Source organism: Flavobacterium sp. AC105 (assembly GCF_979258495.1).
The window spans coordinates 1,636,405-1,662,664 of sequence record NZ_OZ409860.1 but is presented as its reverse complement, the minus strand read 5'-3'; the positions used below and the strand labels follow the sequence as shown (position 1 = coordinate 1,662,664).

Genomic DNA, 26,260 nt, shown 5'->3' with positions numbered 1-26,260 from the left:
GCCGGAACTCTTATAAAATTCCGGAGGAATGATTTATTTTGTAGCAAGGGATTTTAATCCCTTGCAACGCAAAGTATAGCCATTTTTTGTCATTTTGAGGAACGACAAATCTTTGTAAATAAATAAGATTGACGCTTTTTTTGCGGAATTTCCAGTGCGATTTCTCCTTACGTCGAAATGACAAAATTGGGGACAACCTGAAACATGAAACTTGAAACAAAGAAGAACCAAAGAAAAACCTGAAACAAAAAACCAAATTAAATTGAAACTAAAAAACCACTTCTTAGCGATTACGCTTCTGTTAACTTTAAATTTGTTTGCTCAAAACACCTATGTCTTTCTGGGATCTTACAACAGGGATAAAACGGCAGAATCTATCCGGATTTATCAATTAGACACGATAAACGGAAAACTGAGCAAAGTAGCTTCGGCAACAAATGTTGTTAATCCGTCGTATTTGACTTTATCGCCAAACGGGAAATTTTTATACGCTTGTACAGAAACCAAAACACCAAATGACGGAAATGTGAGCAGTTTTGAATTTAATCCTGAAAATAAAACACTGACTTTTTTAAATAAACAAAAAAGCGGCGGTGAAAATCCGGTTTATGTCTCGGTTCATAAACGCGGAAAATGGCTTGTAAATGGGAATTATACAGAAGGAAGTGTTTCGGTTCATCCGCTTTTAGAAAATGGAAAAATAGATTCGATTGCTCAGAATTTTCAATATCTGGATGGAAGCATCAATAAAGAAAGGCAAACAAGATCTCATGTTCATTCGACCGTATTTTCTCCGCAAAATGATTATTTGTTTATGCCGGATTTAGGTGCCGATAAAATACGCTGTTATCGTTTTGCTGCAACTCAAAAGCAGCCTTTAATAGAAACGGATCATCCTTTTACCAAAACAGATTTAGAAGCGGGACCCAGACATTTTACTTTTCATCCAAACCAAAAATTCGGGTATTGTATCGAAGAAATGGCCGGAGCGATAAGTGTGTATCAATATGAAAATGGTGTTTTAACCAAAATTCAGCGCATCAATACACATCCGGATAAAATTACGGAAGGTTTTGAGAGTTCAGATATTCATATTTCGCCTGACGGAAAATTTCTATATGCGACAAACAGAGGAAAAGAAAATAATATCGCTATTTTTTCTATTGATGAAAATGGGCTTTTAAAAAACGTTGGTTATCAATCGACTTTAGGAAAACATCCGAGAATTTTTGCCATCGATGAAAGTGGAAAATTCCTGATTGCAACAAATGTAAATACAGGAAATGTGGTTGTTTTTAAAAGAAATTCAAAAACAGGATTGCTTAAAAAAACCGGAAAAGAAGTTAAAATGGAGAATGTTTCCTGTGTTCAGATTAAGCGTATTTGATAATTGTTATAGTAAATACGGAACACGGATGACACAGATTTACTTCGCAAAAACACGGATTAAAACGGATTTTTTTCTTTAATTTTCATTCGCAATCTTTGTCATCCTGATTGATGAAATGACAAACTTTGATTCATAGATGAAAATCCCCATGTTTTATTTTAATTCGCGTTTATTTGTGAAATTCGTGGCAAAAAGACATAGCAAACAAAACATAAAAACGCTAAAAAAATGACAAACTCAGCATTCAATTTACAGCCTGAAGTATTAGAAGACGACGTGACAAAATTAATTCCGTTACAGGAAAGTGATTTTGAAGAATTGTATCAAATAGCTTCAGATCCTTTGATTTGGGAACAGCATCCTATGAAGGACCGCTATAAAAAAGACGTTTTCAAAACTTTTTTTGATGCTGCCATAAACTCGAAAAGTTCTTTTTTGATTTTAGATAAAAAGACGAATGAAATTATGGGCAATACCCGATTTTACGATTACAAACCGGAACAATCCAGTATTGCAATTGGCTATACTTTTATTTCCCGAAAATTCTGGGGCGGTCCGTATAATAAATCGACTAAAAAATTGCTGATGGATTATGCTTTTGAACATGTCGATTCGGTTATTTTTCATATTGGTGCAGAAAATATCCGTTCACAAAAAGCTGTAGAAAAGCTCGGAGCTGTAAAAATAGGCGAAATGAATGTTACCAGTAATGGAGTCGATATTCCGCATTTTGAATATGAATTAAAGAAAGTAAAAAATTAAATACTAGAAGTTGTAGGTTTTAAGTTTAAATATATTTATTTGATTTAAACTTTATCACAATTTTACATTTAACGAATAACATTTAACTAAAAAAACAATGAAAAGAATAACCGTTTTTTGCGGATCAAGTTTTGGTACCGAAGAAATTTATAATGACCAAGCTATTTTATTGGGGCAAACCCTGGCAAAACAAAATATAGAATTGGTTTACGGCGGCGCAAACGTTGGTTTAATGGGCGCTGTTGCGGATGGCGTTTTAAATGCTGGCGGAAAAGCAATTGGCGTTCTGCCTAATTTTTTAAGATCGAAAGAAATTGCACATCTCGGTTTAACCGAATTAATTTTGGTAGAAAGCATGCACGAAAGAAAAACCAAAATGAACGATTTATGTGATGGCGTTATTGCACTTCCGGGTGGTTTTGGCACTCTTGAAGAACTTTTTGAAATGCTCACCTGGGCACAATTAGGCTTGCATAAAAAACCAATCGCGATTTTAAATATCAATGGGTTTTATGACTCTCTTATAGAATTGACTAAAGTTATGGTAGAGAAAGGTTTACTAAAAGATGTGAATCAGAAAATGCTTTTGGTAAGTGATAATATCGATGATTTATTGCATCAAATGAGGAATTACGTAGCGCCAACTATTGGCAAATGGGTTGATAAGAAGAAAGTATAGGTTTATTGAAATTTAATTTTTTAACATAAATATTTATATATATTTACAAAAAAAACTTAAAAATTCAATCTATCTAACCCTAATGAAAAAATCACTATTACTAATTCTTTTTATTTTTTTAACCCTTAATTCTTATTCCCAAATTGTTTTTGAAAAAGGATATTTCATTGACAATAACAATAAAAAAACCGAATGCCTGATTAAAAATCTGGACTGGCGAATTAACCCAACTGAATTTGAATACAAATTAGACGAACAAGACCAGACGCAAAAAGCAACAATTTTAAATGTAAAAGAATTTGAAATCTACAATGTTTCAAGATACGAAAAACAAACTGTAAACATCGACGATTTCAGAAACGTTTTAAGTGAAATGGATTATAATAAAAATGCAAAATTTACTGAAGAAAAGTTATTTTTAAAAGTATTAGTTCAGGGAAAAGCATCTTTATATGAATATCAAAACGGAGATTTATATAAATTCTTTTATAAAACTGAAACAGATCCAATTACACAATTGATATTTAAAACCTATAAGGTTTCTGAAACTGAAATAGCAGACAATAATCAGTTCAGACAACAAATTTATATGGCACTTCAATGTGATGCTATTACAAATCAAAACCTTAAATACCTTGAATATAAAAAATCTGACCTGATCAATATTTTTACAAAATACAATCAATGCAGTAACTCAGAATCAGTAAATTACGACATTAAACAAAAGAAAGATCTGTTTAATTTATCTATAAGACCTGGTATTAAAACATCTAGTTTTTCTGTTACAAATGAATTTATGCCATCTTATAATACTGATTTTGGAAGTAAAACAGGCTTTAGAATTGGTGTTGAAGCTGAATTTATTTTACCTTTTAACAAAAATAAATGGGCAATTATAGTCGAGCCAACGTACCAATCCTATAAATCAGAAAAAGTTCAGGGTGCGATGACTTCAAAGGTAGATTATAGCTCTATTGAATTTCCTATTGGTATCAGACATTATTTTTTCCTAAACAATACTTCAAAAATATTCATAAATGGCCAATATGTAATTGATAAGGTGATTAACTCAGATTCTTATTATAAAACTACTTTAACTAATAATGTAAAATTAAAATCAGGAGGAAGTCTAGATTTTGGTGCAGGATATAATTTTAAAAACAAATATTCTATTGAATTAAGAATGGGAATTGGCAAGGATTTATACAACTCTTATAATACCTGGTATTCAAAATACAATACTATTTCGTTGATTTTTGGATATTCGATATTCTAATAATAATAATAATTTTTAACATTCACAAATCCAGACAAATACCAATTGTCTGGATTTTTTTTTGATTATCAATGTCTTTTTATGAAAAGAGTAATTATATATTTGACACAAAACATTTAAATCCAAAACATGAACAAAATTACTTTTTTATTGATTGCACTTGCCCTTGTTACATTTAAAACGTCAGCACAGGATTCAAAGATTAAATTTGGAGTACAAGCCGGATTAAACTATTCCAACTTCAGAGGTTATGAGTCTTATACAGATGATAATCCTGGTTTTGCTTATTTATTTGGTGTCTCTTTTCAATATCAAATAAAAGAAAATCTATCGATAAAGGCTGATCTTAATTACGAAAGAAAAACTCAGATTGGAAATACTACTATAGAGTTATGGGAAACCTCAGAATCACCAATATTAATTAACGGCAATTATACATTTAAAACTACAACATATCTAAATTATATTATGCTTCCAATTATGCTAAAATATAATTTCGGCAAGGATAAAAGTTTTTACATAAATGGCGGGCCTTATTTAGGTTATCTGCTTAAATCCGGAACAAAATTAGACGCAAAAGATGACATTCCAGGTTTAAATACTGATGATGAAGACAATACAAAATATAGAAAATCATTAGATTATGGTATTTCAGCAGGAATTGGAAAAGAGTTTAAACTAAATGGAAATCATCAAATTTATGTTGAATTAAGAGAAAACTTAGGTTTGGCAAACATTGCTAAATCTAGCAGCTTATTTGATTATACTATAAAAACAAACGCTATTAATTTGATAGCTGGATATACATTTAATTAAAATTTTAATTTAAAGTACTATTTTCTTAAATTAGAGGTCGGAAAAACTTGCTTCAGGTTTATATGCCAGTTTTATCATTCCGAGAAATTAAGCACTTTTTATATCTTACAACTCATAATTCATAACTCATAACTTATAATTAAACACAACCCTTTCACAAATCAAAAAATGAAAACAGAAAATAACAAATTCGCAAAAGCCGAAATGCTGATTAGGAAACCTGTTTCAGAAGTTTTTCAGGCTTTTATTGATCCGGAAATCACGAGTAAATTTTGGTTTACAAAAGGCTCCGGAAAATTAGAACAAGACAAAACAACCGAATGGACATGGGAAATGTATGGTTTTTCATTGACGGTTACAACGCATGTTTTGCAGGAAAATAAAAAGATTGTAATCGAATGGGGAAATCCTGATGAAACTACTTTAGTCGAATGGGTTTTTACTCCGCTTGACGAAAATGAAACTTTTGTAAGCATTACCAATTCTGGTTTAAAAGGCGATCCAGACAAAATAATCGATCAGGTTCGCAATTCAACCGAAGGTTTTACGCTGGTTTTAGCCGGCGCAAAAGCATATCTCGAACATCGTATTTTGCTGAATTTAGTTTTAGATCGTTTTCCCAAAGGAATTGCATAAAAAAGTTTCAGGTTTCAAGTTTTTTTAGTTTCAAGTTCGTCGCGGAAACCTGAAACTTGAAACCTGAAACTAAAAAAACAAAAAATCATATGGAAACAAAGAAACCCGCAAACATCGACGAATATATTGGCACATTTCCAAATGAAGTACAGGAAATCCTGGAAAAAATTAGAATGACCATCCAAAAAGCAGCTCCGGATGCGAAGGAAAAAATCAGTTATTCGATGCCGGCGTTTGAACAAAACGGGATCGTGGTTTATTTTGCTGCTTTCAAAAATCATATTGGTTTGTATGCTTTACCAAGCGGACATGAAGCTTTTCAGGAAGAACTTTCTCAATATAAATCCGGAAAAGGTTCCGTACAATTTCCTTTGGATAAACCAATACCTTATGATTTAATTACCAAAATTGTAAAATTCAGGGTAAAAGAAAATCTGGAAAAACCCAAAAAGAAATAACAAATACTTTAGATTTTCGTTCTTATATTCGGGAAACTATTATCTAATCTGAATATAAATCCTTTTATGAAAAACCTCTACTTCTTCTTATTTATAATTACACTTTTTACGAGTCAGTTTGTTCTTGCACAAGATGAAGCTGCAATAGAAAAAGAAATCATTGAACTGCATAAACCAACCAAAGCAATTCAGGATTCTATTGTAAAATTAAGTAAAGAAACGTATTCAAAAATTGAGATTGAAAAAGATACGATTATTAAAAATCAATTAATACTTCGTTTAGATACTTTAGAAAATACGAAAGATCAAAATGGAATTAATGAGTTAAAACTTGATTTTGATTTTGCCAGAAAACATCCAAATTCATTGCTCGCTTTACAATTAATCCGAGGAAATGTAAATCGTTTTGTTGGTATGAATTTTTATGACACTTTCGTGGAAGTATACTTAAATTTCTCTCCTGAAATCCAAAATTCTGAAAAAGGAAAGGAAATGGCTGAAAAACTAAAGTATTTCAATCAAAGCAAAGTAGGAAGTATTGCACCGGGTTTTAAGTTAAAAGATATCAACGGTAAAACTGTTTCCCTTGATGATTTTAAAGGAAAAAAATATGTATTAATAGATTTTTGGGCAAGCTGGTGCGCACCTTGCAGAGAAGAACTGCCTTATATAAAAGAACTATACAAAAAATACCACAAACAAGGATTTGAAATCATAAGTATTACAAAAGATGAAAAATCAGATATTTGGAAAAATGCTATTGTAAAAGAAAAAATCGAATCCTGGAAACATCTTTCTCTCCTGGAAAACAAGAGTACAATTGACACTGACTATTTCGTAAACGGCATTCCCCATAAGGTTTTAATAGACAAAAACGGGTTTATTATTGGCAAATGGAAAGGCAGCGGAGAAAATAATAAACGTGACTTACAACAGCTTATAAGATTAATATTTGAAGCTGAATAATTTTTAAAATGAATTTACAAGAACATTACAATCAGCTTTATAAAAAATCTGCAGCAGTTATTTTAGCAGGAAACTACAAATTAGATCCTGATTTAAAAAATGAATCCGATTCACGATTCGGAATTACAATTCTCATCCGCCCAAGCGAAACAATTAAAGCTAATATTCAGCAGTTTTTAGCCGAATTAAAAGCAATTGATCCTGAACAATATTATTATGCTGATTCTGATATTCACATTACTGTATTGTCTATTATTTCGTGTTACGAGGGTTTTAGTTTAGATCAGATTTCGGTTGAAGATTATATCGAAATCATTCAAAAAAGTCTGGAAAATTTGAGTAAAATCAAAATCGAATTTCGAGGCGTTACAGCTTCAACTTCAGCAATAATGATTCAGGGATTTCCGTCAGATGAAACGCTTAATGTTTTACGCGATAAACTTCGTGAAAATTTCAAAAAATCGACTTTACAGCAAAGTATAGATAGTCGTTATGCGATTTCGACCGCGCATTCAACCGTTGTAAGATTTCAGCATAAACTTCAAAATCCGAAAAAATTAATAGCCATTACAGAGCAATTCCGTGATTATAATTTTGGAGAATTTGCGGTAGAAAATATCGAATTGGTACATAATGATTGGTATCAGAGGAAAGAAAACACGATACATCTTGCAGATTTTATATTGTAGATTTCCGCAAAGAATTTATTGTTTTTTTGCCACAAATTTCACTAATTTTCACTAATTAATCGGCTGGATTTTCAAACTAATTTGAAGAAAAAAATTCGTGCAAATTCGTGGCAAACTATTTTTTATATTCTTTGCCTGAGAAGTTCCCAAAATGCCATAAAACACCGGACGGATCGTGCAGAAAACATTCGCTTCCCCAGTCTAAATGGCGCGTTGGCGTTAGTTTTACACCATATTTTTCTGTTAAGTTTAAAGCCAATAACTGATCGTAATAATAATCAACATCATCGACTTCAAGAAAAATCATGGTATTTTCATTCCAGCTTTTATCATAATAATCCTGAAGATAAAAGGCTAATTCTCCCGTTTTAAAAACAGAAAATTTCGGATCTAAAACGCCTTCTTCAAAACCTAAGTCTCTGTAGAAACTTCTGGAAATTTCAAAATCTTTAGCTCCAATAAAGGGTCTGATTGATACGGCTTTGTGATTCATATTTCTTGAGTTAAATGACTAAAATTCAGTTTGATCTGTCTGACAAAACCAATTAGGCTGACAATCAGAAACCACGCAGCCACCAGATTTATATTTTACCTTTTCGCTCTCTTCTTTAGAAATTATCTTTCCATTTTTATCTGTAGGATTTCCATTTTTATCCCTGTAATTTATTTTTGCTAAAAATCCATAAACGATTGGAATTACTTGGTCATTTTTATGACAAACTGGGCAATAATTATCTTTATCTTTTCCATATGGACAAACTGATGAATATGGAATTTCTATGTTATTAATTTCCTTCTCTTTTAAGTTGATTAGATAAGAAGTATTAACAGGATAACTCCTTGGCGAAATAAATATTTGTATTCTTTCTATTTTTACATCTTCGAATGCAAATCTTAAATCAGAATCAACTTTTACGGTATCTGTCTTAGTGCTGGTTTTTAGAATTATATATGTATTTTCAACAACCTTTTTATAATTCTCAGTATCTTTCAAAATTAGTTTACCAGTCAATTTAACTGTTTGAGAAAAACAGGTAAATGAAAAAAATAAGAAACATAAAAGTATTTTTTCTTTCATAATTTTCAATATAAAACTTTAAAATCTCTTTTAGAAAACGATATGAGATTGCTTCCTGCCTCGCAAAGACCCACGCAAAGTCATTGCGAGGCAGGAAGCAGCCACACTAACAAGATTTTTAAACACTAGCTTCTTCTTTTGTGTGTATTAAACCCGACAGGTTTTAAAAACCTGTCCGGTTTGTCGCAATCTAAATATCTGATATTTTATCTCTTTATCCCTTCTTCAAAATACTTCCCAAACCACGACCAATCTGTTCAATGGCTTCAAGACCTTTTGTTAATGGCGTTGCGGTAAAATCTTCGTAAGCATCCATAGAAGTTACTTTACGGTCATCTTGCGGATAAACCAAAATCAAGTTGTTCTCATCAAATGACTTATCAAATTTTTGAGGCAGTTTATCAAAGATTGATTGATACGAAACTGAACCTTTTCTGGATAAATTGAAAACAATTAAATCAGTTGGTTTAATTTCATCTGAGATTGATTCAAAATCATCCCAATCCAGGATACTTTTAAAACCTAATTTCGCATTCAGTTTTAATTTATTGGCCACTTCCTGAATCGCCTGATGCGTTTTATATTCCGCATAAATTACAATCGGAATGCTTAATTCTTGTGATAAACGGCAGATTTTCTGTAGTAAAAGCTGAAATCCAAAACCTCTTTCAGAAAAAGGCGGACAAATAAATACTAGTCTTTTTTCTTCTATAAATGTTTTTTGAAACCTGCAGATAAATAAACTTTTGTCTACATTATTGATAATAGAATCTACATTTTCTCCAAATATTTTATCCAGGAAACCGGTTTTTCTTGGCCATCCTACAATCACAATATCAGACATGATTTCTTTAGAAGTTCTTGCAATTCCGCTTGCCGGATTATGATCTATTCTGGCAATTGTATTTATTTTTACTTCGGATGCTGAACCTTGGATTACGAATTTATCAACGGCTTTTCGATACTTCAAAATATTAATTTCCGCCTGATCATTATTGGGAACAATCGTTAATAAAGTTACTGGATTGGCTGATTTTTTGTCTTTTATCAAAAGGGCAAAATCTAATAAACTTGCTGTTGCAGAAGTTTTTGCCAGCGGAATTAAGATATGTTCTTCTAAAATCTGATCGTGACTGGCATCTTCATGCGAGATTTCTTCTTCGCAGATTGCAATTTTCTTCGCTGCTTTTTCTGTCGCAAACGAAGCTACAATACACGTAATTAAGATTAAGATAATAGTTCCGTTTAATATATTTTCGTCCAGGATCTTCGCTTTAAATCCAACCAATATAACGGCCAGAGTTGCGGCTGCGTGCGCACTGCTTAATCCAAAAATAAGCTGTCTTTCGGTCTTTGTATATTTAAAAACGATTTGAGTAAAAAAGGCGGCAATCCATTTTCCAAAAATAGCCACGACACTCAAAGTTCCGGCCACAATTAATGCTGTTGGTCCGCTTAAAATGACACTGATATCAACCAGCATTCCAACAGAAATCAGGAAAAACGGAATAAACAATGAATTCCCAATAAACTCAATCCTGTTCATCAAAGCAGATGATTGCGGAATTAAGGGATTTAATGCCAAACCGGCAACGAATGCGCCAATAATGGGTTCTACTCCGGCTACTTCTGCCAAAAACGCTGCAAAGAAAACGACTGAAAGTACAAAGATATAATGGGCGTGTTTTTCACTTTCCAGTTTCTTAAAAAACCATTTGGCAATTCTTGGTATTACTAAAAACATAATGGCTGAAAAAATAACCAATGAAACGCCAAGTTTTATCCAAAAAGCCTGATTCAGGTTTCCCTGACTGCTTCCCATAATTATGGCCAAAATTATTAAAACGGCAGTATCTGTTAAAATAGTTCCTCCAACAGTTATGGCAACAGCCTGATTTTTTGCAATTCCAAGTTTGCTCACAATTGGATAAGCTACCAAAGTGTGCGTTGCAAACATGCTTGCGGTTAGAAAACTGGCGTTGAAATCATATTTTAGTAAATAGAAACAAACCGGGAATCCTATTGAAAGCGGGAAAATAAAAGTAAAAAATCCAAACAATAAACTTTTGTTTCTATTGGCTTTAAACTCATTCATATCGAGTTCTAAACCGGCAATAAACATAATATATAAAAGTCCGATTGTGGAGAATAAATCAACAGCCGAGTTTTTGGCAAGAATATTAAGTCCGTGTGGACCAATGATTACGCCCGAAATAATCAAACCAATAATTCCGGGAATATTTATTTTTTTTAGTAAAATAGGCGACAACAGAATAATGAAAAGTATCAAAGAAAAAATCAATACTGGGTTGCTAAGCGGTAATTCGAATTCTTGTATGAAATGCTTGAAAAATTCTATCATATTGTAATTTTAATCTTCATTGTGGTATTTTAATTTCATCGTAAAAAAGACGTTTCTGCATTAAAATGAATTACTAGAAGTTGTGGTTTACTTCGATTTTTATACCTTAAAAATCGGGTTTATTTTAGGACTTGTTTCATTACAAAAATACCTAAAAAAGCACGAACTTTTTACGAAAGGTCTATATTAAGCAATTAAATTTACTTCATTGTCAAATTATTAAAATTTAATATTTTTTTTAACAAAACCGCAAGATTTCTAAATCAAAATAAAACTTCTTTGCATTATTCAATTATCTTTGTCTTAATAAAATTTACACAATGGAAGAATGTATCTCTGTTTTTGATATGCTTAAAATTGGTGTTGGCCCTTCAAGCTCGCACACTTTGGGTCCCTGGAGAGCCGCAGAACGTTTTTTAGAAGAGTTAAAAGACGAATCTATTTTAGACCAGATCAAACGTGTAAAAGTTGATTTATACGGATCTCTTTCCTTGACCGGAAAAGGCCACGCAACAGATTTGTCTGTAATGTTGGGTTTAAGCGGCCAGGATCCTGAATATATTCCGGTTGAAAATATTGCGGGAATCATCAAAACAATCGAAACCAATAACGAAATTGTTTTGGCGAATCAATATACCATTCCGTTTTATTTCCTGCAGGATATTGTTTTCAATAAAGAGTTTCTTCCTTTCCATGCAAATGGATTAAAATTTACGGCATACAAAGAAGATGATTCTGAATACGAATCTACTTTTTATTCTATTGGAGGTGGTTTTGTGGTTAAGGAAGAACGTACAAATGCAAAAATAAAAGAGGTTATAAAATGTGCTTTTCCCTTTCCGATTCAAAATGCGGTTGAGCTTTTAAATTATACAATTTCAGAAAACAAATCCATCTCGGAAATTGTTTATGAAAACGAAAAATCAATGCGTCCGGAAGCTGAAATTCATTCGGAATTAATGCGCATCTGGAACACGATGTTAGAATGTATGTACATTGGCTGTCACACGGGAGGAATTCTTCCGGGCGGATTAAACGTTCGCAGAAGGGCTTTTGATATGCATCAGAATTTAATTGGTTTGGCTAATTATTCAGAACCACAAGGCTGGCTGGAAGAAATTAGAAAAACCGAAGTTAAATTTCGCCAAATCTTAAAATGGGTAAGCTGTTTTGCACTTGCCGTGAATGAAGTAAACGCATCGTTAGGCCGCGTGGTTACTGCGCCAACAAACGGAAGTGCTGGTGTAATTCCAGCAGTTTTAATGTATTATCTGGTGATTGAAAACCATAATGCAGGCGAAAAAGAAATCAAACAATTTTTGATGGTTGCCGGAGAAATTGGTAGTATTTTCAAAAAAGGATCTACTATTTCTGCCGCAATGGGCGGTTGTCAGGCCGAAATTGGTGTATCATCATCAATGGCTGCGGCGGCGCTTTGCGAATTAATGGGCGGAACTCCTGCTCAGGTTTTAATGGCTGCGGAAATTGCAATGGAACATCATCTTGGATTAACCTGCGACCCAATTGGCGGTTTGGTTCAGATTCCGTGTATTGAACGTAATACGATGGGCGCCATAAAAGCCATAAATGCTGCAGAATTAGCGCTTGAAACGGATTCTAAAAACGCAAAAGTTCCGTTAGATAAAGTGATCAACACGATGTGGCAAACCGCAAAAGACATGAACTCAAAATACAAAGAAACCTCAGAAGGCGGTTTGGCAATTGCTGTAAATATGGCGGATTGCTAAAAATATTTTTGCCACGAATTTCACTAATTTTCACTAATTAATATTTTAGCTTCACTTTGCACAAGCAAAAATTCGTGAAATTCGTGGCAAACAAAAATCTACTCCATGAAAAAATACCACTTCATAATTGCAATTTTGTTTTGCACGGTTTTATTGCATTCGCAGGAACGTTATTTCATTAATTCGGATACACGTTTGTATACAGCAGCAAATACTTCAGATTTTTTGGGTTATTTTAAATATGGTGCCGAAGTTCAATTGTTGTCCGAAAACAAAAACGGCTGGTATAAAGTAAAAGCAGATAATTTATCAGAAGGTTATGTTCCGGAGAAATTTATCGCCGAAAGATTAAATTTTAAAGATGTAAAAACCATAGACAGCGAAAATCCAATTCTGGAAGGCGGCGATAATTATTACGGCGGAAATCATCTTTTTGTTCTAGTTGCCGGTTTAAAAGCCAGGGCGCAACCGGATAAAAATTCGAAAATAAAAGGAATATTAAATACAGGTGATCCTGTCTCAATTAATTATATTCCTAAAAATCAGGACGAATGGGTAAATATTGGCGGGCATTTTAGCGATGAATCAATATTTACATTAAGAAAATTTGTTGGCAAAAGACCTAATTTTAATACACTTTTAAAAGATTTTGATAAACTCGATGTTACTAATATTACAGAACGCAAAACGGCTGGTGAACGACTTGTAGAATTGGCGTGGAATAGCGAAAACACAACTTTAGCTCCGGCATACCAAAAATATTACGAAGTTGTAAAACAATTAAACGATCCTAAACTTCTTGCTGATACTGAGTTAAATATGGCTATAGCCAAAGGGTTATCCAAACACAAAAAAACAGAAGAGATTATAGCTTTTACCAAAAAAGCTGAATTTTTGTTAAAAGGTATTAAAACCAAATCCTTATATCTTACTCAAAAAGATTTGGTAAAAACATTCGGAAAACCTGCAAAAAAAGGAACCATAAGCGATGAATGCGGTGTTTATTTAAGTGATAATTTCTATTATTATCCGGATTTGGAAGCTTCTGTAAATGAAAAACAAAATCAGGCCGAAATAACCAAGGTTTTTATAAACGAAAACAACAAACTTATTTTTAATGCAAATTCAGTACTGGATAATTCAGTATCAGAAAAAGCCTTTATCGAAAAATACGGCGCTTATATTAGTGCTTCTATAAAAGCGCCGCACTCTTACTCTATTCAATTAGAAGACAGCGAATTTAAGATCGAATTCAAAGACGGAAAGTTATTTACTATTGAAATATTCTTCTATTGCTGATTTCAATCTATAATTATTCAATACTTTTACACCTTCAAAAAAAAACAAAATGTCAGTAGCAAAAAAAGATTATAAAAGAATCACAACAAAGTCATTAATCGAAATGAAAAGCAACGGAGAAAAAATCTCTATGCTTACGGCTTACGATTATACAATGGCAAAAATTGTTGATACCGCCGGAATCGATGTGATTTTAGTGGGCGATTCAGCATCAAATGTTATGGCGGGTCACGAAACGACGTTGCCAATTACTTTAGATCAAATGATTTACCATGCTTCGTCTGTAGTTCGTGCTATCGAAAGAGCTTTGGTTGTTGTTGATTTACCTTTTGGAAGTTACCAATCTGACCCAAAAGAAGCTTTGCGTTCAGCAATCAGAATCATGAAAGAAAGCGGTGGTCACGCCGTAAAACTTGAAGGAGGAAAAGAAATAAAAGAATCAATCAAAAAAATATTAAACGCAGGAATTCCGGTTATGGGACATTTGGGCTTAACGCCTCAATCTATCTATAAATTCGGGACTTACAGCGTTCGCGCAAAAGAAGATCAGGAAGCCGAAAAACTAATTGAAGATGCTAAATTACTAGAAAAGATAGGCTGTTTTGCGGTTGTTCTCGAAAAAATCCCTGCTCATTTAGCAGAGCAAGTTGCCAAAAGCATTTCGATTCCTGTTATCGGAATTGGTGCCGGAGGCGGTGTCGACGGACAAGTTTTGGTTATTCATGACATGTTAGGAATGAACAACGAATTTAGTCCGCGTTTTTTACGTCGTTACCTAAATCTTTATCAGGAAATGACTTCGGCAATTGGTCAATATGTTGCTGATGTTAAGTCGAGTGATTTTCCGAATTCCAGCGAACAGTACTAGATTGCTGGATTTTTCGATTGTTAGATTGTTCGAAAGGACTATTAATTAAATTAAACGAAATTTATAATGCACAGATTTAAGGATTTGGAAATTTGGAAATCAAGTAGAAAATTCTGCTCTGAAATTTATAATATTACATCAAATTTTCCTGATTCAGAAAAATTCGGTCTAACTAATCAACTTCGTCGTGCTTCTGTATCTGTACCTTCAAATATTGCTGAAGGATGTTCCCGAAGCAGTAACAAAGATTTTTCGAGATTTCTTGAAATAGCAATAGGTTCTATCTTCGAAATTGAGACTCAGTTATTAATTTCATTTGATTTAGGTTATATAACTCAAATAAAATTAGACGAATTATGTTTTAATCTTGATAGAATTGTAAAAATGACATCAAAATTTAGGTCGACTTTGATTTAAGGCAAAGTCGATAATCTAAAAATCCAATAATCTAAAAATCGATTTTGAAAGTACTTTCTAATAAAAACAATCTACAGGTGTTGCACGAAGACAATCATATCATTGTGGTTAACAAACGCGTAGGCGATATTGTGCAGGGCGATAAAACGGGTGATAAACCTTTATCTGATGTTGTAAAAGAGTACATAAAAGACAAATACAATAAACCTGGCGACGTATTTTTGGGTGTGATTCATCGTTTAGACCGACCTACAACCGGAATTGTTGTTTTTGCCCGGACAAGTAAAGCATTAACACGTATGAACGAAATGTTCAGCAATCGTGAAACACAGAAAACTTATTGGGCAGTTGTGAAGAATAAACCTCAGGAAATAACTGCCAAATTGGTTCATTACTTAAAAAGAAACGAAAAAAATAATACCTCGAAAGCACATTTAAAAGAAGTTCCGGACAGTAAACTGGCAAGTTTAGATTATACTGTTTTTAAAGAACTTCAGAATTATGTAGCGCTTGAAATCAATTTACATACCGGCCGCCATCATCAAATTCGTGCACAATTAGCTGCGATTGGATCGCCTATAAAAGGGGATTTAAAATATGGTTTTGACCGAAGTAATCCTGATGGCGGAATTCATCTTCATGCCAGAAAATTAGTTTTTATACATCCAGTTTCAAAAGAAAACATGACGATCGTTGCGCCTACTCCTGACGAAACCATCTGGAATGCGCTATGATTTTATGATTAAATTGTTATTTTTTTAAATTTTATCATTTAACTTGCATAGAGAAAAAAACAATGCAATCATAAAATGGACTATAAAAACGACATCGGATACAGAAAAGAAACGCTCAAGAAATTGCTGTATAACATACAAAAAAGCGAAGATTTAATTGTAAAAGCCCTATACGATGATTTTAAAAAGCCAGAATTTGAAGCTGTATTAACAGAAACAAATTATGTGATTTCAGACCTGAAAGACACTATTAAAAATCTCAATAAATGGGCAAAACCAAAACGCGTTTTTCCATCCTTGCTTAACTTTCCTTCTACTGATTATATTTACAAAGAACCTTACGGAAATGTTTTGGTAATTGCGCCTTGGAATTATCCTTTTCAATTGGCATTATGTCCTTTGATTTCTGCTGTTGCCGCCGGAAACCGTGTTGTTTTAAAACCATCAGAACTTACGCCAAATACATCAGCCATAATCGCAAAAATCATTGCAAAAACATTTCATGTCAGTCATGTCGAAGTTTTTGAAGGCGGTGTAGAAGTCTCAAATAAATTATTGGCACAACGCTGGGATTATATTTTCTTTACAGGAAGTGTTGCTGTTGGAAAAATTGTCGCTAAGGCTGCAGCCGAAAACCTAACGCCGGTTACGCTTGAATTAGGCGGGAAAAATCCGTGTGTGATTGATGAAACTGCCAATTTAAAACTGGCCGCCAAACGAATTGTCTGGGGAAAATTTATAAATGCGGGACAAACGTGTATTGCGCCGGATTATATTTTGATTCAGAAAAACATGAAAGTCAATTTTGTTTCTTTCCTTATGGAAGAAATTATCAAGGCTTACGGCAAAAAAATGGAGAAATCCCCTGATTTTGCCCGAATCATAAATACCAAAAATTGGGTTCGGTTAGACAGTATGATTGAACGCGAAAAAGTAATTTTTGGAGCAGAAACAGATGCAGACACGCTTTATATCTCGCCAACTTTAATAGAAGAACCCGCATTGGATAGCCCTGTAATGAAAGAAGAGATTTTTGGTCCGATATTGCCAATTCTAACGTATGAAACAGAAGCTGATATTCAAAATGTAATCAGCCGTTATGAGAAACCTCTTGCATTTTATGTTTTTAGCGAAAATAATTCGTTTGCAAAAAAACTAATTGCAACTTACTCTTTTGGAGGCGGTTGCATTAATGATACAGTGGTACATTTTTCAAATAAAAGATTGCCTTTTGGCGGTGTTGGTCATAGCGGAATTGGCGCTTATCACGGCCAATTGAGCTTTGATGTATTTTCGCACCATAAAGCTGTCGTAAAAAAAGCAAACTGGCTTGACCTGCCTATGCGATACGCGCCTTACAAAGACAAACTCGCTTCAATTAAACGCCTATTAGACTGGATGTAAGAATGTAAAAACAATTTCGTAATGTTTTGTAGATTTTCATGCGGAATTGATTAAAAATATTATATTTACGTCACATTCGTTATCATAACTTACAAGAATATAAATAATTTTTTACCTTTAAAATGAAATCTACACTTGACCAAATTGAGGACATCAAAAAAAATGGCTATACTATTGATTTTGGTTCCACTTTTAATTACGCTTTCGAAAACTACAAAAAAATTGCGCTTTACTCCGGGCTTATTATATTAGTCTTTTCAATTGTCTTTGCAGTTGGATTATTTGGAATACTTGCTGCTTATTATGGAGTTGCAAATTTAACCCCGGATTTTTTTGAAAGTTTAGATAATCAAAAACAAAGTTATTTAGAACTTTTGATTTCTACAGTTGGCGTTGCTGGTATAACCGCTTTATTTACGCCATTTGGTGCCGGATTTCTTAAAATGGCACATTGCGCTGACAGAGACGAAGAGTTTAATGTTTCTACGATTTTTACTTATTATAAAACGCATCATTTCTCTCAACTATTTATAGTTGGTTTTACCATTGCAATTGTAGGTGGCGCAATTTCGCATGTAACACAAAGTTATATTGCCGGGGATCCAAGAATTATAGTTTTTAGTTCTTTAGCTACCAATCTTATCATATCTTACTTAACTTATTTAGCTATTCCACTAGTGATTTTTGGAAATCTAAAAGCATTAGATGCGTTAAAATCAAGCTTAATCGTTATTAGTAAAAACCCCTTAATAATTTTCGGTTTATTGATTGTTGGTTTTATTGGCTCTATGGTAGGTTTAGTAGGCTGTTGTATCGGAGTGCTTTTCACATTTGTTTTTAATACATCAATGACATATTCAACTTATTTTTCAATTTTTACCGAAGAAGAAGAACAAGAAGATTCGATTGATTCAATCGGACAATCGGATTTAGAATAAAACAGAAAATTCTAAACAAAAAAGAGCTTAACCTACTCTTTTAGAATTTTCAAAAAGGCTATACACTAAACCCAAATACCACAAATTCTATGGTAGAAAACTATAGTTTTTTCAATACATTGATTTCAGGAATTGCCAATTTTGGCAATACCCTGAAATCAATTATAACAAACTGGTACGTTTTCAACTCTGAAATTATTTTTTATAACAATCCTAAACTCATTATTTTAGGATTATCCCTCTTTGGTTTTTTAGCTTTATTGATTTATCAATTCTTTCGGATAAAGGCCAAAATTGGCAATTTCATAGAGAAAAAACGAGAAGCAGAAACTGCAAACAGAGAATATCAACTCTATATTTTATTCTTTGGTATTGCAATTATTGTAATCGAAATCATCAATGAAATTTTTAGAATAAGACCCAAAAGTTTATTAGTTATAAACGTTTCCATTGGCTTTTTAATCCTGATTGCTTATTTAATAACTGATAAAATAAAATGTTTAAGAAATAAAATTCAGCAATTTTTTATTTTTTCATTCTTTCTTTATATTGGTCATATTAGCTACAATATAGTTTATCTTCACAATGATGTTGTTCCTGTAATTGCTTTTTTAATTGCTTTTTTCTTCTCTTACAACATTTTAAAACCAATAAAAATTTACTGGCTTTTTGTTGGGTTAGTATTTACTTTTCTAATCTTAACCATTTTTTTTCATTTAATTCCGATAAAATCTTCTATTTTATTAATCAATTTTTGCATTCTGATTTTCATCATTAATCAGGTAAAATATGCCGTTTTATTAAACAATCGGGATAATTTCAGGTTTGCCAGTGAAATTGTCCATAAAGGAAATTCGCTGACTATTGCAACAGATCAAAAAGGTGAAATATTATTTTGCAGTGAAACCATAACGGCTATTTTAGGTTATCAGCCCGAAGAAGTTATGGGATTGAATTTTTGGAAACTGACAAGAGGCAATGAGATAAATGAAAATATTTATCCGATAAATCACGAGGAAAATAAAATTTATACCCGAAAATTAAAAAGCAAAAACGGCGAATACAAATACATTCAGTGGAAAGACAAAAAATTCTCTGAAGACCTGATAATCAGTATTGGCCAGGACGTTACCGAGCAGGTTATTGTTCAGGACCAATATAAAAACCTGATTCAGACCGCAACTGATATTATATTCGAAATTAATTCTGAAGGTTATTTTACTTTCATAAATGAGTTTGCATATTCTATTTTAGGATATTCTGAAAACGAAATAATTTTACAGCATTATTCTAATTTTATACATGAACATTATATAAAAAGTGCCGTTGATTTTTATGAAAACCTAAACCTCAACGAAAATAATTTTCCAACAATTGAAATCCCGGTCCTAAAGAAAAATGGCGAAGAAGTCTGGATTTCACAAAAAGTAATTGTCCGCAAAAATGATTTGGGAGAAACCATAGGTTTTGCAGGTATTGCGCGGGATATTACCGAAATTAAAAACATTGAAAACGAGAAGAAAAGGCGTCTCGAAAAAATTGAATCTTATAATAATTCCACAAAAAAATTATCAACTACCGATTTTAGCAAATACGATAATTTAGATACGGTAATTGACTTAATTCTCGAAGAAGCTGCAACAGTCAGTAAAACAAATCGCGTAAGTTTCTGGAAATATTATAAAGATTTAATTACTTGCAAAAACCTTTACAGTATTGATAATCAAAATTTAAGCGATAAAAATATTCTTGATAAAGAATCTTATCCCATTTATTTTGAAACTTTAAAAAACAAAGCAATTATAAACGCTCCGGATGTTTTTAATAAATTAGAAACTTCTGAATTTCAAAAGCTTTATTTTACTAAAAACCATATTAAATCAATGCTCGATGTTCCGATATTTTTAAACGGACAATTGGCTGGTGTGGTTTGTTTTGAAAGTACCGAGGCAAAAAGAGATTGGGATAACGAGGATATCAATTATGCCAGAACTATTTCGGATGTTATTTCGCTGGCTATTTCATCGCAAATGCGACTGGAAACAGAACGAAAATTAGAATTTAAAAGTCAGTTATTATATGCACTTTCTCTTTGTACAGAGAAGTTTTTGCTGAGTAAAACGACTCACGAAATGTTTCAGGAAACGTATGATTTGATTGGAAAAGCGTCAAAAGTAGATCATATTTTTTATTACGAAAGAGATTTTACGACCAATACTTCCAGTCAAAAATACAAATGGTCCAGAAACGGGATTCCACATCAGATAACCAATTTAAGACAGCTTACAGAAGATGACTTGAAAGAAATTTACGAAGCGGCACAAAATAAAAAAATAGTAAACACGCTGACACGTAAACTCGAAGATACTTTTTTTAAGCAATTATTGGTGGATAACGAAATTAAATCGATTTTGATTCTGCCTATATATATCAATGATATTTTTACCGGATTTATTGGTTTTGATGATTGTACAAACGAAAAAAGATGGTCTGAAGAAGAAATCTATATCTTTCAGGTTCTTGCTAATAACATTTCTTCGGCATTGGAAAGAAACCGAAATGAAAATAAAATTCTTGAAAGTGAGGAAAAATTCAAATTAATAGCCAATAATATTCCCGGAACGGTTTATTTATCAAAATTTGATGCTTTTTCGACCAAAATATTCCTGAGCGACGAGATTTTAAACTTAACAGGATATTCAAAATCTGAATTTATTGAAAACAATTTATCCTTTTTATCCCTTATTCATCCGGACGACAGAGACGATGTAATCAACAATCAGGTTGATAATTTGCAAAACGGAATTCCGCTGCATAATGTTTACCAAATTAAACGAAAAACCGGCGAATATATTTGGGTAGAAGAGTTTGGCGATGTTATAAAAAGAGACAATGAAATTGAATTTGTTGGTGGAATTTATTTTGACATTACCAATAAAAAAGAAACCGAAGACGCCATAAAAGCCAAACAATTAGCCGAAGCCGCCAATAAATCAAAATCTGACTTTTTGGCTAATATGTCGCATGAAATCAGAACGCCTTTGAACGGAATTATTGGTTTTACCCATTTATTGATGAAAACGGAACTTGAAGAAATTCAGGAAAAATACATGACTACAATTAATCAATCGGCACATTCGCTGCTTGAAATTATAAATGATATTCTTGATTTTTCTAAAATTGAAGCCGGAAAACTGGAACTCTTCATCGATTTATATGATATCAAAAAAGTACTCGGTCAGGTTTTTGATTTGATTGTTTATGAATCCAACCAAAAAAATCTTGAACTGGAACTTAATGTAGATCCTGATGTTCCCAAATACATTTGGACAGATATTGTGAGAATCAAACAAATTTTGATCAATTTACTTTCAAATGCTGTAAAATTCACAAATGAAGGTTCTATAAAACTGAATGTTTCTGTTTTGGAAAAATTCAAAAATAACGATTGCATCATCCGTTTTTCGGTTATTGATACCGGAATTGGGATTCTTGACAAAAATCAGAAGAAAATTTTTAAAGCTTTTTCACAAGAAGATAGTTCTACAACGAGAAAATTTGGAGGAACCGGTTTGGGTTTAACTATTTCTAATCAATTACTTGCTTTGATGGAAAGCCGATTACAGCTGGAAAGCAAAATAGATATTGGAAGTAAGTTTTATTTTGATTTGAATTTAAAAACCAGCAATCAGAGTATTAATGAAAAATACAATGCTGAATTAAACAGTATAATTTCAGATTCATGCCTTCATGATTTGAAACCAAACAGTAAAAACATCACTTTTTTAATCGTAGAAGACAATAAAGTTAACATGCTGCTTTTGAAAACCATTATCAAAAATTTATACAACAGCGCCTACATCTACGAATGTGAAAATGGATATGAGGCCGTAAAACAGTTCGAAAATATTAATCCCGACCTTGTTTTTATGGATATCCAAATGCCTATTATGAATGGTTATGAGACTACTAAAGCAATCAGAAATACGATTTCAGGCCGAGAGATTCCTATAATTGCGGTAACCGCCGGAGCCGAAAAAGAGGAAAGAAACAAATGCATTTCTGCGGGAATGGATGATTATATTTCGAAACCTATTATGAAAGGAACTGTAGAAGAAACTTTGGCCAAATGGTTAAAATAGTAAAAACTAAATCTAATCTGTAAGGTGTATTTCCTAAAAAATATATAAATTCGTACAAGAAAAATCTAAATAAACTAAAATACAGTATAAATATGAAGTGGCTAGGCAGAAGACAAAGTGATAATGTAGAAGACAGAAGAGGTGTTTCTGGTGGAAAAGTAGCTCTTGGAGGCGGGGTTATTGGTGTAATTATTTTGTTATTAAATGTTTTTGGAGGTGAAACCGGACAAATGGTTGGATCTGCTTTACAACAAGTTCAGGGCGGACAACAAACTCAGGAAACCACAGTTCCTTTAAGCAAGGAAGATGAAGAAATGGGGCAATTTGTCAAAGTTATCTTAGCGGATAATGAAGACATTTGGAGCAAAATATTCTCTGATAACGGAATGACGTATAAAAATCCAAAATTGGTCCTTTTCAAAGGTTCTGTTGAAACTAATTGTGGCGGCGCATCGTCTGCTTCGGGACCGTTTTATTGCCCGGGCGATCAAAAAGTTTATATGGATTTAGGTTTCTTTGAGGAATTAAAAACGAAATTTGGTGCCAAAGGTGGAGACTTTGCCATTGCATATGTTATCGCGCATGAAATTGGCCATCACGTGCAGACTTTGTTAGGAACTTCAAACAAAATGCACGAAGCGCAAGAAGGAAAAAGCGAAGCCGAAGCGAATAAGCTTTCGGTAGCATTAGAATTACAAGCCGATTTTTATGCCGGAGTATGGGCACATTATAATGAAAAAAATCTGGATGTTGGTGATATCGACGAAGCTTTAAGCGCTGCAAATGCTGTTGGCGATGACGCTATTCAGAGTAAAATGCAAGGTCATGTTGTTCCGGATTCTTTTACGCACGGCACATCAGAACAAAGAATGTACTGGTTTAAAAAAGGTTTTAAAACCGGAGATATTAAACAAGGAGATACTTTTGCGGAAATTAGATAATACTTAAACCAAATATAACAACCAAATGAATTGGCATGACTTAATCGTCATGCTTTTTTTGTTTTACAAAAATAAATTCCAAATTAGCCCAATTGAAACTTAAAATATTAAGCTTTAATATCTATAATCTATTTCATCATTTATCTCACAAACTAAACATTGCCCAAGGTTTCAACCTTGGGATACGCATCGTGATATATATTGTGAATAATATTGTGTACCCACGGTTGAAACCGTGGGCTATAGTTTAAATGGATCAAGAACAAAACCTGGGGAGAACTAATTAAGAATTCGGATATTTGTAAAAAAATAGTTTAGAATTGGAATCGTATATAGAACTGCTGAAATTAATATTGCCTGAGTTTTTAATTGAAAACTTTAACCTAACCTCATTTAAAAATTCGGAAGAAAATCTGCATTTGTATTTTGAAGAGAAATCTACTATTCCAAAAGAATTTGCATCTGTTGAATTGGTATCCAAAGGTTTTTTGGACGAAGTTACCATTCAGGATTTTCCTTTAAGAGGTAAGTTGGTCTATTTGCACATCAAAAGACGTCGCTGGACTAACAAAAGCACTGCAGAGATTATTAAAAGAGATTGGGCTTTAGTAGCCAAAGGAACACGCATGACTCAGGAGTTTGCGACTTTTTTAAAAGAAATTAATCGATAAGAGTGCTACAGATTGTAATACCATTGGAGGCTTTTTTGGAGTCAACGGTAAAAAACTTCAAAGACAATATAAAAAACATCTGAGTTCTTTTAGTACCTGGATTTCACGCAAACATGCCCACCAATGGATTATTTATCCTGAAAATATGGGGTCGCATTTATCGATTGACGAAGTAGCTTTGTCTCAAGGAGAACTTTATACTATTGTCACCAACAAGAAATTCAAAGGCAGGAAAGGTTCTTTAGTGGCTATTATCTCTGGAACTAAAGCAGATCAGGTAATAGAGCATATCAGCAAAATTGACTATAAAAAGAGAGCTTCGGTAAAAGAAATAACACTCGATATGGCTAATTCTATGAAACTGATCTCAAAAAGATGTTTCCCAAAAGCGATACAGGTGACCGATAGGTTTCATGTTCAAAAATTAGCTTTGGAAGCATTACAAGAAATCAGGATCAAACATCGATGGGAAGCCATGGATTTTGAGAATCAATTGATCCTGCAGGCAAAATCAGAAAACAAAACATACATTCAAGAGCTATTACCCAACGGAGATTCTGTAAAACAGTTATTAGCAAGAAGCAGGTATCTACTTTATAAATCTCGGGAAAAATGGACTGATAGTCAAAAAGAAAGAGCAAAAATGGTATTTGAATTATATCCTGATATAAAGCAGGCATATAATCTAAGTCAACAACTTCGAGGGATTTATAACAACAATAATGACAAGCATATTGCCATGACCAAACTGGCGCATTGGTACAAAAACGTAGAGGAATCAGGTTTTAAAAACTTTAATATTTTACTCAATACCATAACTTTTAATTACCAGTCAATCTTAAACTATTTTGACAACAGAAGTACAAATGCTTCAGCAGAATCTTTTAATGCAAAAATTAAAGCTTTTAGATCCCAATTTAGAGGAGTCAGAAATATAGATTTCTTCTTATTCAGATTATCTAATCTTTTTGCCTAATCCCCAACTTTTGAACCTGATCCGTTTAAATAACGAATTCGAAATCATTTGAGATTTGGATTTTTAAAAAAATTGGAATTTAAAATATATCCACAAAAAAAGCCTTGAATTTCTTCAAGGCTTTAAATTTCTGGGTGGCTGACCGGGTTCGAACCGGCGACCCGCGGCACCACAAACCGCTACTCTAACCAGCTGAGCTACAACCACCATTTTGCTTAGCGGTTGCAAATATATAACAAAGGTTTACTTCTACAAAGAAAAAAATGAAAAAATTACATCAAATTTTCTAAGCTATTGACTGCCAAACACCTTTCGACAGTAAAACCTTCTGCAAAATCTACTCCAACCAGTCTTCCTAAGTCCTGCGCTCTGTAATTTAAGCTTTCTAGGAAGTTTTTACTCGTAATTGGTGTTGCTGGTTCTTTTGAATCCGGGTCATAAAATTGTGTTTTATACGCCGTAATAGCTTCTACTTTTTTATCTACAAAACCAGTAATGTCTACAACGAAATCCGGTTCAATATTTTTCCATTGAATATAATGATACACCACTTTTGGTCTCCAGGCTTCTTGTTTCTCTCCATCAACAGCCGTTTCAATTTTCATTAATCCTGATAAAAAGCAAGCATCAGATACTAATTTGCTCCCTTTTCCGTGATCGATATGACGGTCGTCGATTGCATTGCACAATACAATTTCGGGTTTGTATTTTCGGATCATTTTGATGACTTCTAATTGATGTTTTTCGTCATTGGCAAAAAAACCATCGCGCATCGCTAAATTCTCCCGAACTAAAACGCCTAAAATCTTTGCGGCATCTTTTGCTTCTTCATCTCTGATTTCTGCAGAACCGCGCGTTCCTAATTCACCTCGGGTTAAATCAACAATTCCGACTTTTTTCCCAAGGGAAACTTCTTTTAAAATAGTTCCCGCACAACCCAATTCAACATCGTCCGGATGTGCGCCAAATGCTAATATATCTAATTTCATTTTTTTTGTTTGTTTTGTTTC

24 protein-coding genes and 1 tRNA gene are annotated in these 26,260 nt (G+C 33.0%); 20 read left to right on the top strand and 5 right to left on the bottom strand.

Going from position 1 to position 26,260, the window contains the following annotated elements; genetic code table 11:
* The first annotated feature begins 211 nt into the window (after window positions 1-211).
* The 9 genes from ACZ0AH_RS07455 to ACZ0AH_RS07415 all read left to right on the top strand — a co-directional run bounded on the left by ACZ0AH_RS07455 (window position 212) and on the right by ACZ0AH_RS07415 (window position 7,672).
* Window positions 212-1,387 (top strand): lactonase family protein, encoded by a 1,176-nt coding sequence (locus ACZ0AH_RS07455; protein ID WP_463475182.1) that lies wholly within the window; start codon window positions 212-214, stop codon window positions 1,385-1,387.
* A 231-nt stretch (window positions 1,388-1,618) separates the two neighbouring features.
* Complete coding sequence (locus ACZ0AH_RS07450) at window positions 1,619-2,152, top strand: GNAT family N-acetyltransferase (protein ID WP_463475181.1); 534 nt, start codon at window positions 1,619-1,621, stop codon at window positions 2,150-2,152.
* 97 nt (window positions 2,153-2,249) lie between these two features.
* The gene (locus tag ACZ0AH_RS07445; RefSeq protein ID WP_463475180.1) at window positions 2,250-2,831 is read left to right on the top strand and encodes an LOG family protein; all 582 of its coding nucleotides are present in this window, start codon (window positions 2,250-2,252) and stop codon (window positions 2,829-2,831) included.
* An 82-nt stretch (window positions 2,832-2,913) separates the two neighbouring features.
* Window positions 2,914-4,107, top strand: coding sequence for a porin family protein (locus ACZ0AH_RS07440; protein WP_463475179.1), 1,194 nt, complete (start codon window positions 2,914-2,916; stop codon window positions 4,105-4,107).
* Between the two features lie 129 nt (window positions 4,108-4,236).
* Complete coding sequence (locus ACZ0AH_RS07435) at window positions 4,237-4,923, top strand: porin family protein (protein WP_463475178.1); 687 nt, start codon at window positions 4,237-4,239, stop codon at window positions 4,921-4,923.
* Window positions 4,924-5,091: 168 nt separating this feature from the next.
* Window positions 5,092-5,559, top strand: a complete 468-nt coding sequence (locus ACZ0AH_RS07430) for an SRPBCC family protein (RefSeq protein WP_463475177.1) — start codon at window positions 5,092-5,094, stop codon at window positions 5,557-5,559.
* Window positions 5,560-5,648: 89 nt separating this feature from the next.
* Window positions 5,649-6,017 carry an iron chaperone gene (locus tag ACZ0AH_RS07425; protein WP_463475176.1) on the top strand — a complete coding sequence of 123 codons (369 nt, stop codon included), beginning with the start codon at window positions 5,649-5,651 and terminating at the stop codon, window positions 6,015-6,017.
* Window positions 6,018-6,083: 66 nt separating this feature from the next.
* Window positions 6,084-6,983 (top strand): TlpA family protein disulfide reductase, encoded by a 900-nt coding sequence (locus ACZ0AH_RS07420; RefSeq protein WP_463475175.1) that lies wholly within the window; start codon window positions 6,084-6,086, stop codon window positions 6,981-6,983.
* Window positions 6,984-6,991: 8 nt separating this feature from the next.
* The gene (locus ACZ0AH_RS07415) at window positions 6,992-7,672 is read left to right on the top strand and encodes a 2'-5' RNA ligase family protein (RefSeq protein ID WP_463475174.1); all 681 of its coding nucleotides are present in this window, start codon (window positions 6,992-6,994) and stop codon (window positions 7,670-7,672) included.
* A gap of 115 nt (window positions 7,673-7,787) precedes the next feature.
* On the opposite strand, the gene ACZ0AH_RS07410 is transcribed toward ACZ0AH_RS07415, so the two are convergent.
* The 3 genes from ACZ0AH_RS07410 to ACZ0AH_RS07400 all read right to left on the bottom strand — a co-directional run bounded on the left by ACZ0AH_RS07410 (window position 7,788) and on the right by ACZ0AH_RS07400 (window position 11,112).
* Window positions 7,788-8,165: a VOC family protein gene (locus ACZ0AH_RS07410; protein ID WP_463475173.1), complete on the bottom strand. Its 378-nt coding sequence runs from the start codon at window positions 8,163-8,165 to the stop codon at window positions 7,788-7,790.
* A gap of 18 nt (window positions 8,166-8,183) precedes the next feature.
* Window positions 8,184-8,750, bottom strand: coding sequence for a hypothetical protein (locus tag ACZ0AH_RS07405; RefSeq protein WP_463475172.1), 567 nt, complete (start codon window positions 8,748-8,750; stop codon window positions 8,184-8,186).
* A gap of 214 nt (window positions 8,751-8,964) precedes the next feature.
* Window positions 8,965-11,112, bottom strand: a complete 2,148-nt coding sequence (locus ACZ0AH_RS07400; protein WP_463475171.1) for a cation:proton antiporter — start codon at window positions 11,110-11,112, stop codon at window positions 8,965-8,967.
* Between the two features lie 320 nt (window positions 11,113-11,432).
* Here ACZ0AH_RS07400 and ACZ0AH_RS07395 point away from each other — a divergent pair, with 320 nt between their 5' ends.
* The 11 genes from ACZ0AH_RS07395 (at window position 11,433) to ACZ0AH_RS07345 (ending at window position 25,250) form a co-directional block, all read left to right on the top strand.
* A complete protein-coding gene (locus ACZ0AH_RS07395; protein WP_463475170.1) occupies window positions 11,433-12,860 on the top strand; it encodes an L-serine ammonia-lyase in 1,428 nt (475 codons plus the stop codon).
* Window positions 12,861-12,965: 105 nt separating this feature from the next.
* Window positions 12,966-14,159: an SH3 domain-containing protein gene (locus tag ACZ0AH_RS07390; protein ID WP_463475169.1), complete on the top strand. Its 1,194-nt coding sequence runs from the start codon at window positions 12,966-12,968 to the stop codon at window positions 14,157-14,159.
* 49 nt (window positions 14,160-14,208) lie between these two features.
* Window positions 14,209-15,027 carry a 3-methyl-2-oxobutanoate hydroxymethyltransferase gene (panB, locus tag ACZ0AH_RS07385; RefSeq protein WP_463475168.1) on the top strand — a complete coding sequence of 273 codons (819 nt, stop codon included), beginning with the start codon at window positions 14,209-14,211 and terminating at the stop codon, window positions 15,025-15,027.
* A gap of 66 nt (window positions 15,028-15,093) precedes the next feature.
* Complete coding sequence (locus ACZ0AH_RS07380; RefSeq protein WP_463475167.1) at window positions 15,094-15,444, top strand: four helix bundle protein; 351 nt, start codon at window positions 15,094-15,096, stop codon at window positions 15,442-15,444.
* 44 nt (window positions 15,445-15,488) lie between these two features.
* Window positions 15,489-16,178 carry an RluA family pseudouridine synthase gene (locus tag ACZ0AH_RS07375; protein ID WP_463475166.1) on the top strand — a complete coding sequence of 230 codons (690 nt, stop codon included), beginning with the start codon at window positions 15,489-15,491 and terminating at the stop codon, window positions 16,176-16,178.
* 75 nt (window positions 16,179-16,253) lie between these two features.
* Window positions 16,254-17,582 carry an aldehyde dehydrogenase gene (locus ACZ0AH_RS07370; RefSeq protein ID WP_463475165.1) on the top strand — a complete coding sequence of 443 codons (1,329 nt, stop codon included), beginning with the start codon at window positions 16,254-16,256 and terminating at the stop codon, window positions 17,580-17,582.
* 122 nt (window positions 17,583-17,704) lie between these two features.
* Window positions 17,705-18,520, top strand: coding sequence for a hypothetical protein (locus ACZ0AH_RS07365; RefSeq protein ID WP_463475164.1), 816 nt, complete (start codon window positions 17,705-17,707; stop codon window positions 18,518-18,520).
* Between the two features lie 89 nt (window positions 18,521-18,609).
* Entirely contained in the window at window positions 18,610-22,662 is a 4,053-nt protein-coding gene (locus ACZ0AH_RS07360) for a PAS domain S-box protein (RefSeq protein ID WP_463475163.1), read from the top strand.
* A gap of 92 nt (window positions 22,663-22,754) precedes the next feature.
* Window positions 22,755-23,603 carry a KPN_02809 family neutral zinc metallopeptidase gene (gene ypfJ, locus ACZ0AH_RS07355; RefSeq protein ID WP_463475162.1) on the top strand — a complete coding sequence of 283 codons (849 nt, stop codon included), beginning with the start codon at window positions 22,755-22,757 and terminating at the stop codon, window positions 23,601-23,603.
* 320 nt (window positions 23,604-23,923) lie between these two features.
* Window positions 23,924-24,274: an ISAon1 family transposase N-terminal region protein gene (locus ACZ0AH_RS07350; RefSeq protein WP_463474809.1), complete on the top strand. Its 351-nt coding sequence runs from the start codon at window positions 23,924-23,926 to the stop codon at window positions 24,272-24,274.
* Entirely contained in the window at window positions 24,267-25,250 is a 984-nt protein-coding gene (locus ACZ0AH_RS07345) for an ISAon1 family transposase (protein WP_463478089.1), read from the top strand. The genes ACZ0AH_RS07350 and ACZ0AH_RS07345 overlap by 8 nt, the downstream gene beginning before the upstream one ends.
* Before the next feature lie 133 nt (window positions 25,251-25,383).
* Here ACZ0AH_RS07345 and ACZ0AH_RS07340 read toward each other — a convergent pair.
* A tRNA-His gene (locus tag ACZ0AH_RS07340) sits at window positions 25,384-25,457 on the bottom strand.
* Between the two features lie 65 nt (window positions 25,458-25,522).
* Window positions 25,523-26,239, bottom strand: coding sequence for a bacillithiol biosynthesis deacetylase BshB1 (bshB1, locus tag ACZ0AH_RS07335; RefSeq protein WP_463475161.1), 717 nt, complete (start codon window positions 26,237-26,239; stop codon window positions 25,523-25,525).
* Window positions 26,240-26,260: the final 21 nt, after the last annotated feature.

What these genes read in the sequence shown, in the direction of transcription:
- ACZ0AH_RS07425 (WP_463475176.1), top strand. Translation starts at nt 5,649, where the DNA reads ATGGAAACAAAGAAACCCGCAAACATCGACGAATATATTGGCACATTT.
- ACZ0AH_RS07390 (WP_463475169.1), top strand. Translation starts at nt 12,966, where the DNA reads ATGAAAAAATACCACTTCATAATTGCAATTTTGTTTTGCACGGTTTTA.
- ACZ0AH_RS07405 (WP_463475172.1), bottom strand. Translation starts at nt 8,750, where the DNA reads ATGAAAGAAAAAATACTTTTATGTTTCTTATTTTTTTCATTTACCTGT.
- bshB1 (WP_463475161.1), bottom strand. Translation starts at nt 26,239, where the DNA reads ATGAAATTAGATATATTAGCATTTGGCGCACATCCGGACGATGTTGAA.
- ACZ0AH_RS07370 (WP_463475165.1), top strand. Translation starts at nt 16,254, where the DNA reads ATGGACTATAAAAACGACATCGGATACAGAAAAGAAACGCTCAAGAAA.
- ACZ0AH_RS07440 (WP_463475179.1), top strand. Translation starts at nt 2,914, where the DNA reads ATGAAAAAATCACTATTACTAATTCTTTTTATTTTTTTAACCCTTAAT.
- ACZ0AH_RS07395 (WP_463475170.1), top strand. Translation starts at nt 11,433, where the DNA reads ATGGAAGAATGTATCTCTGTTTTTGATATGCTTAAAATTGGTGTTGGC.
- ACZ0AH_RS07410 (WP_463475173.1), bottom strand. Translation starts at nt 8,165, where the DNA reads ATGAATCACAAAGCCGTATCAATCAGACCCTTTATTGGAGCTAAAGAT.
- ACZ0AH_RS07420 (WP_463475175.1), top strand. Translation starts at nt 6,084, where the DNA reads ATGAAAAACCTCTACTTCTTCTTATTTATAATTACACTTTTTACGAGT.
- ACZ0AH_RS07360 (WP_463475163.1), top strand. Translation starts at nt 18,610, where the DNA reads ATGGTAGAAAACTATAGTTTTTTCAATACATTGATTTCAGGAATTGCC.
- ACZ0AH_RS07365 (WP_463475164.1), top strand. Translation starts at nt 17,705, where the DNA reads ATGAAATCTACACTTGACCAAATTGAGGACATCAAAAAAAATGGCTAT.
- ACZ0AH_RS07380 (WP_463475167.1), top strand. Translation starts at nt 15,094, where the DNA reads ATGCACAGATTTAAGGATTTGGAAATTTGGAAATCAAGTAGAAAATTC.
- ACZ0AH_RS07430 (WP_463475177.1), top strand. Translation starts at nt 5,092, where the DNA reads ATGAAAACAGAAAATAACAAATTCGCAAAAGCCGAAATGCTGATTAGG.
- ypfJ (WP_463475162.1), top strand. Translation starts at nt 22,755, where the DNA reads ATGAAGTGGCTAGGCAGAAGACAAAGTGATAATGTAGAAGACAGAAGA.
- ACZ0AH_RS07450 (WP_463475181.1), top strand. Translation starts at nt 1,619, where the DNA reads ATGACAAACTCAGCATTCAATTTACAGCCTGAAGTATTAGAAGACGAC.
- ACZ0AH_RS07400 (WP_463475171.1), bottom strand. Translation starts at nt 11,112, where the DNA reads ATGATAGAATTTTTCAAGCATTTCATACAAGAATTCGAATTACCGCTT.
- ACZ0AH_RS07445 (WP_463475180.1), top strand. Translation starts at nt 2,250, where the DNA reads ATGAAAAGAATAACCGTTTTTTGCGGATCAAGTTTTGGTACCGAAGAA.
- panB (WP_463475168.1), top strand. Translation starts at nt 14,209, where the DNA reads ATGTCAGTAGCAAAAAAAGATTATAAAAGAATCACAACAAAGTCATTA.
- ACZ0AH_RS07435 (WP_463475178.1), top strand. Translation starts at nt 4,237, where the DNA reads ATGAACAAAATTACTTTTTTATTGATTGCACTTGCCCTTGTTACATTT.
- ACZ0AH_RS07415 (WP_463475174.1), top strand. Translation starts at nt 6,992, where the DNA reads ATGAATTTACAAGAACATTACAATCAGCTTTATAAAAAATCTGCAGCA.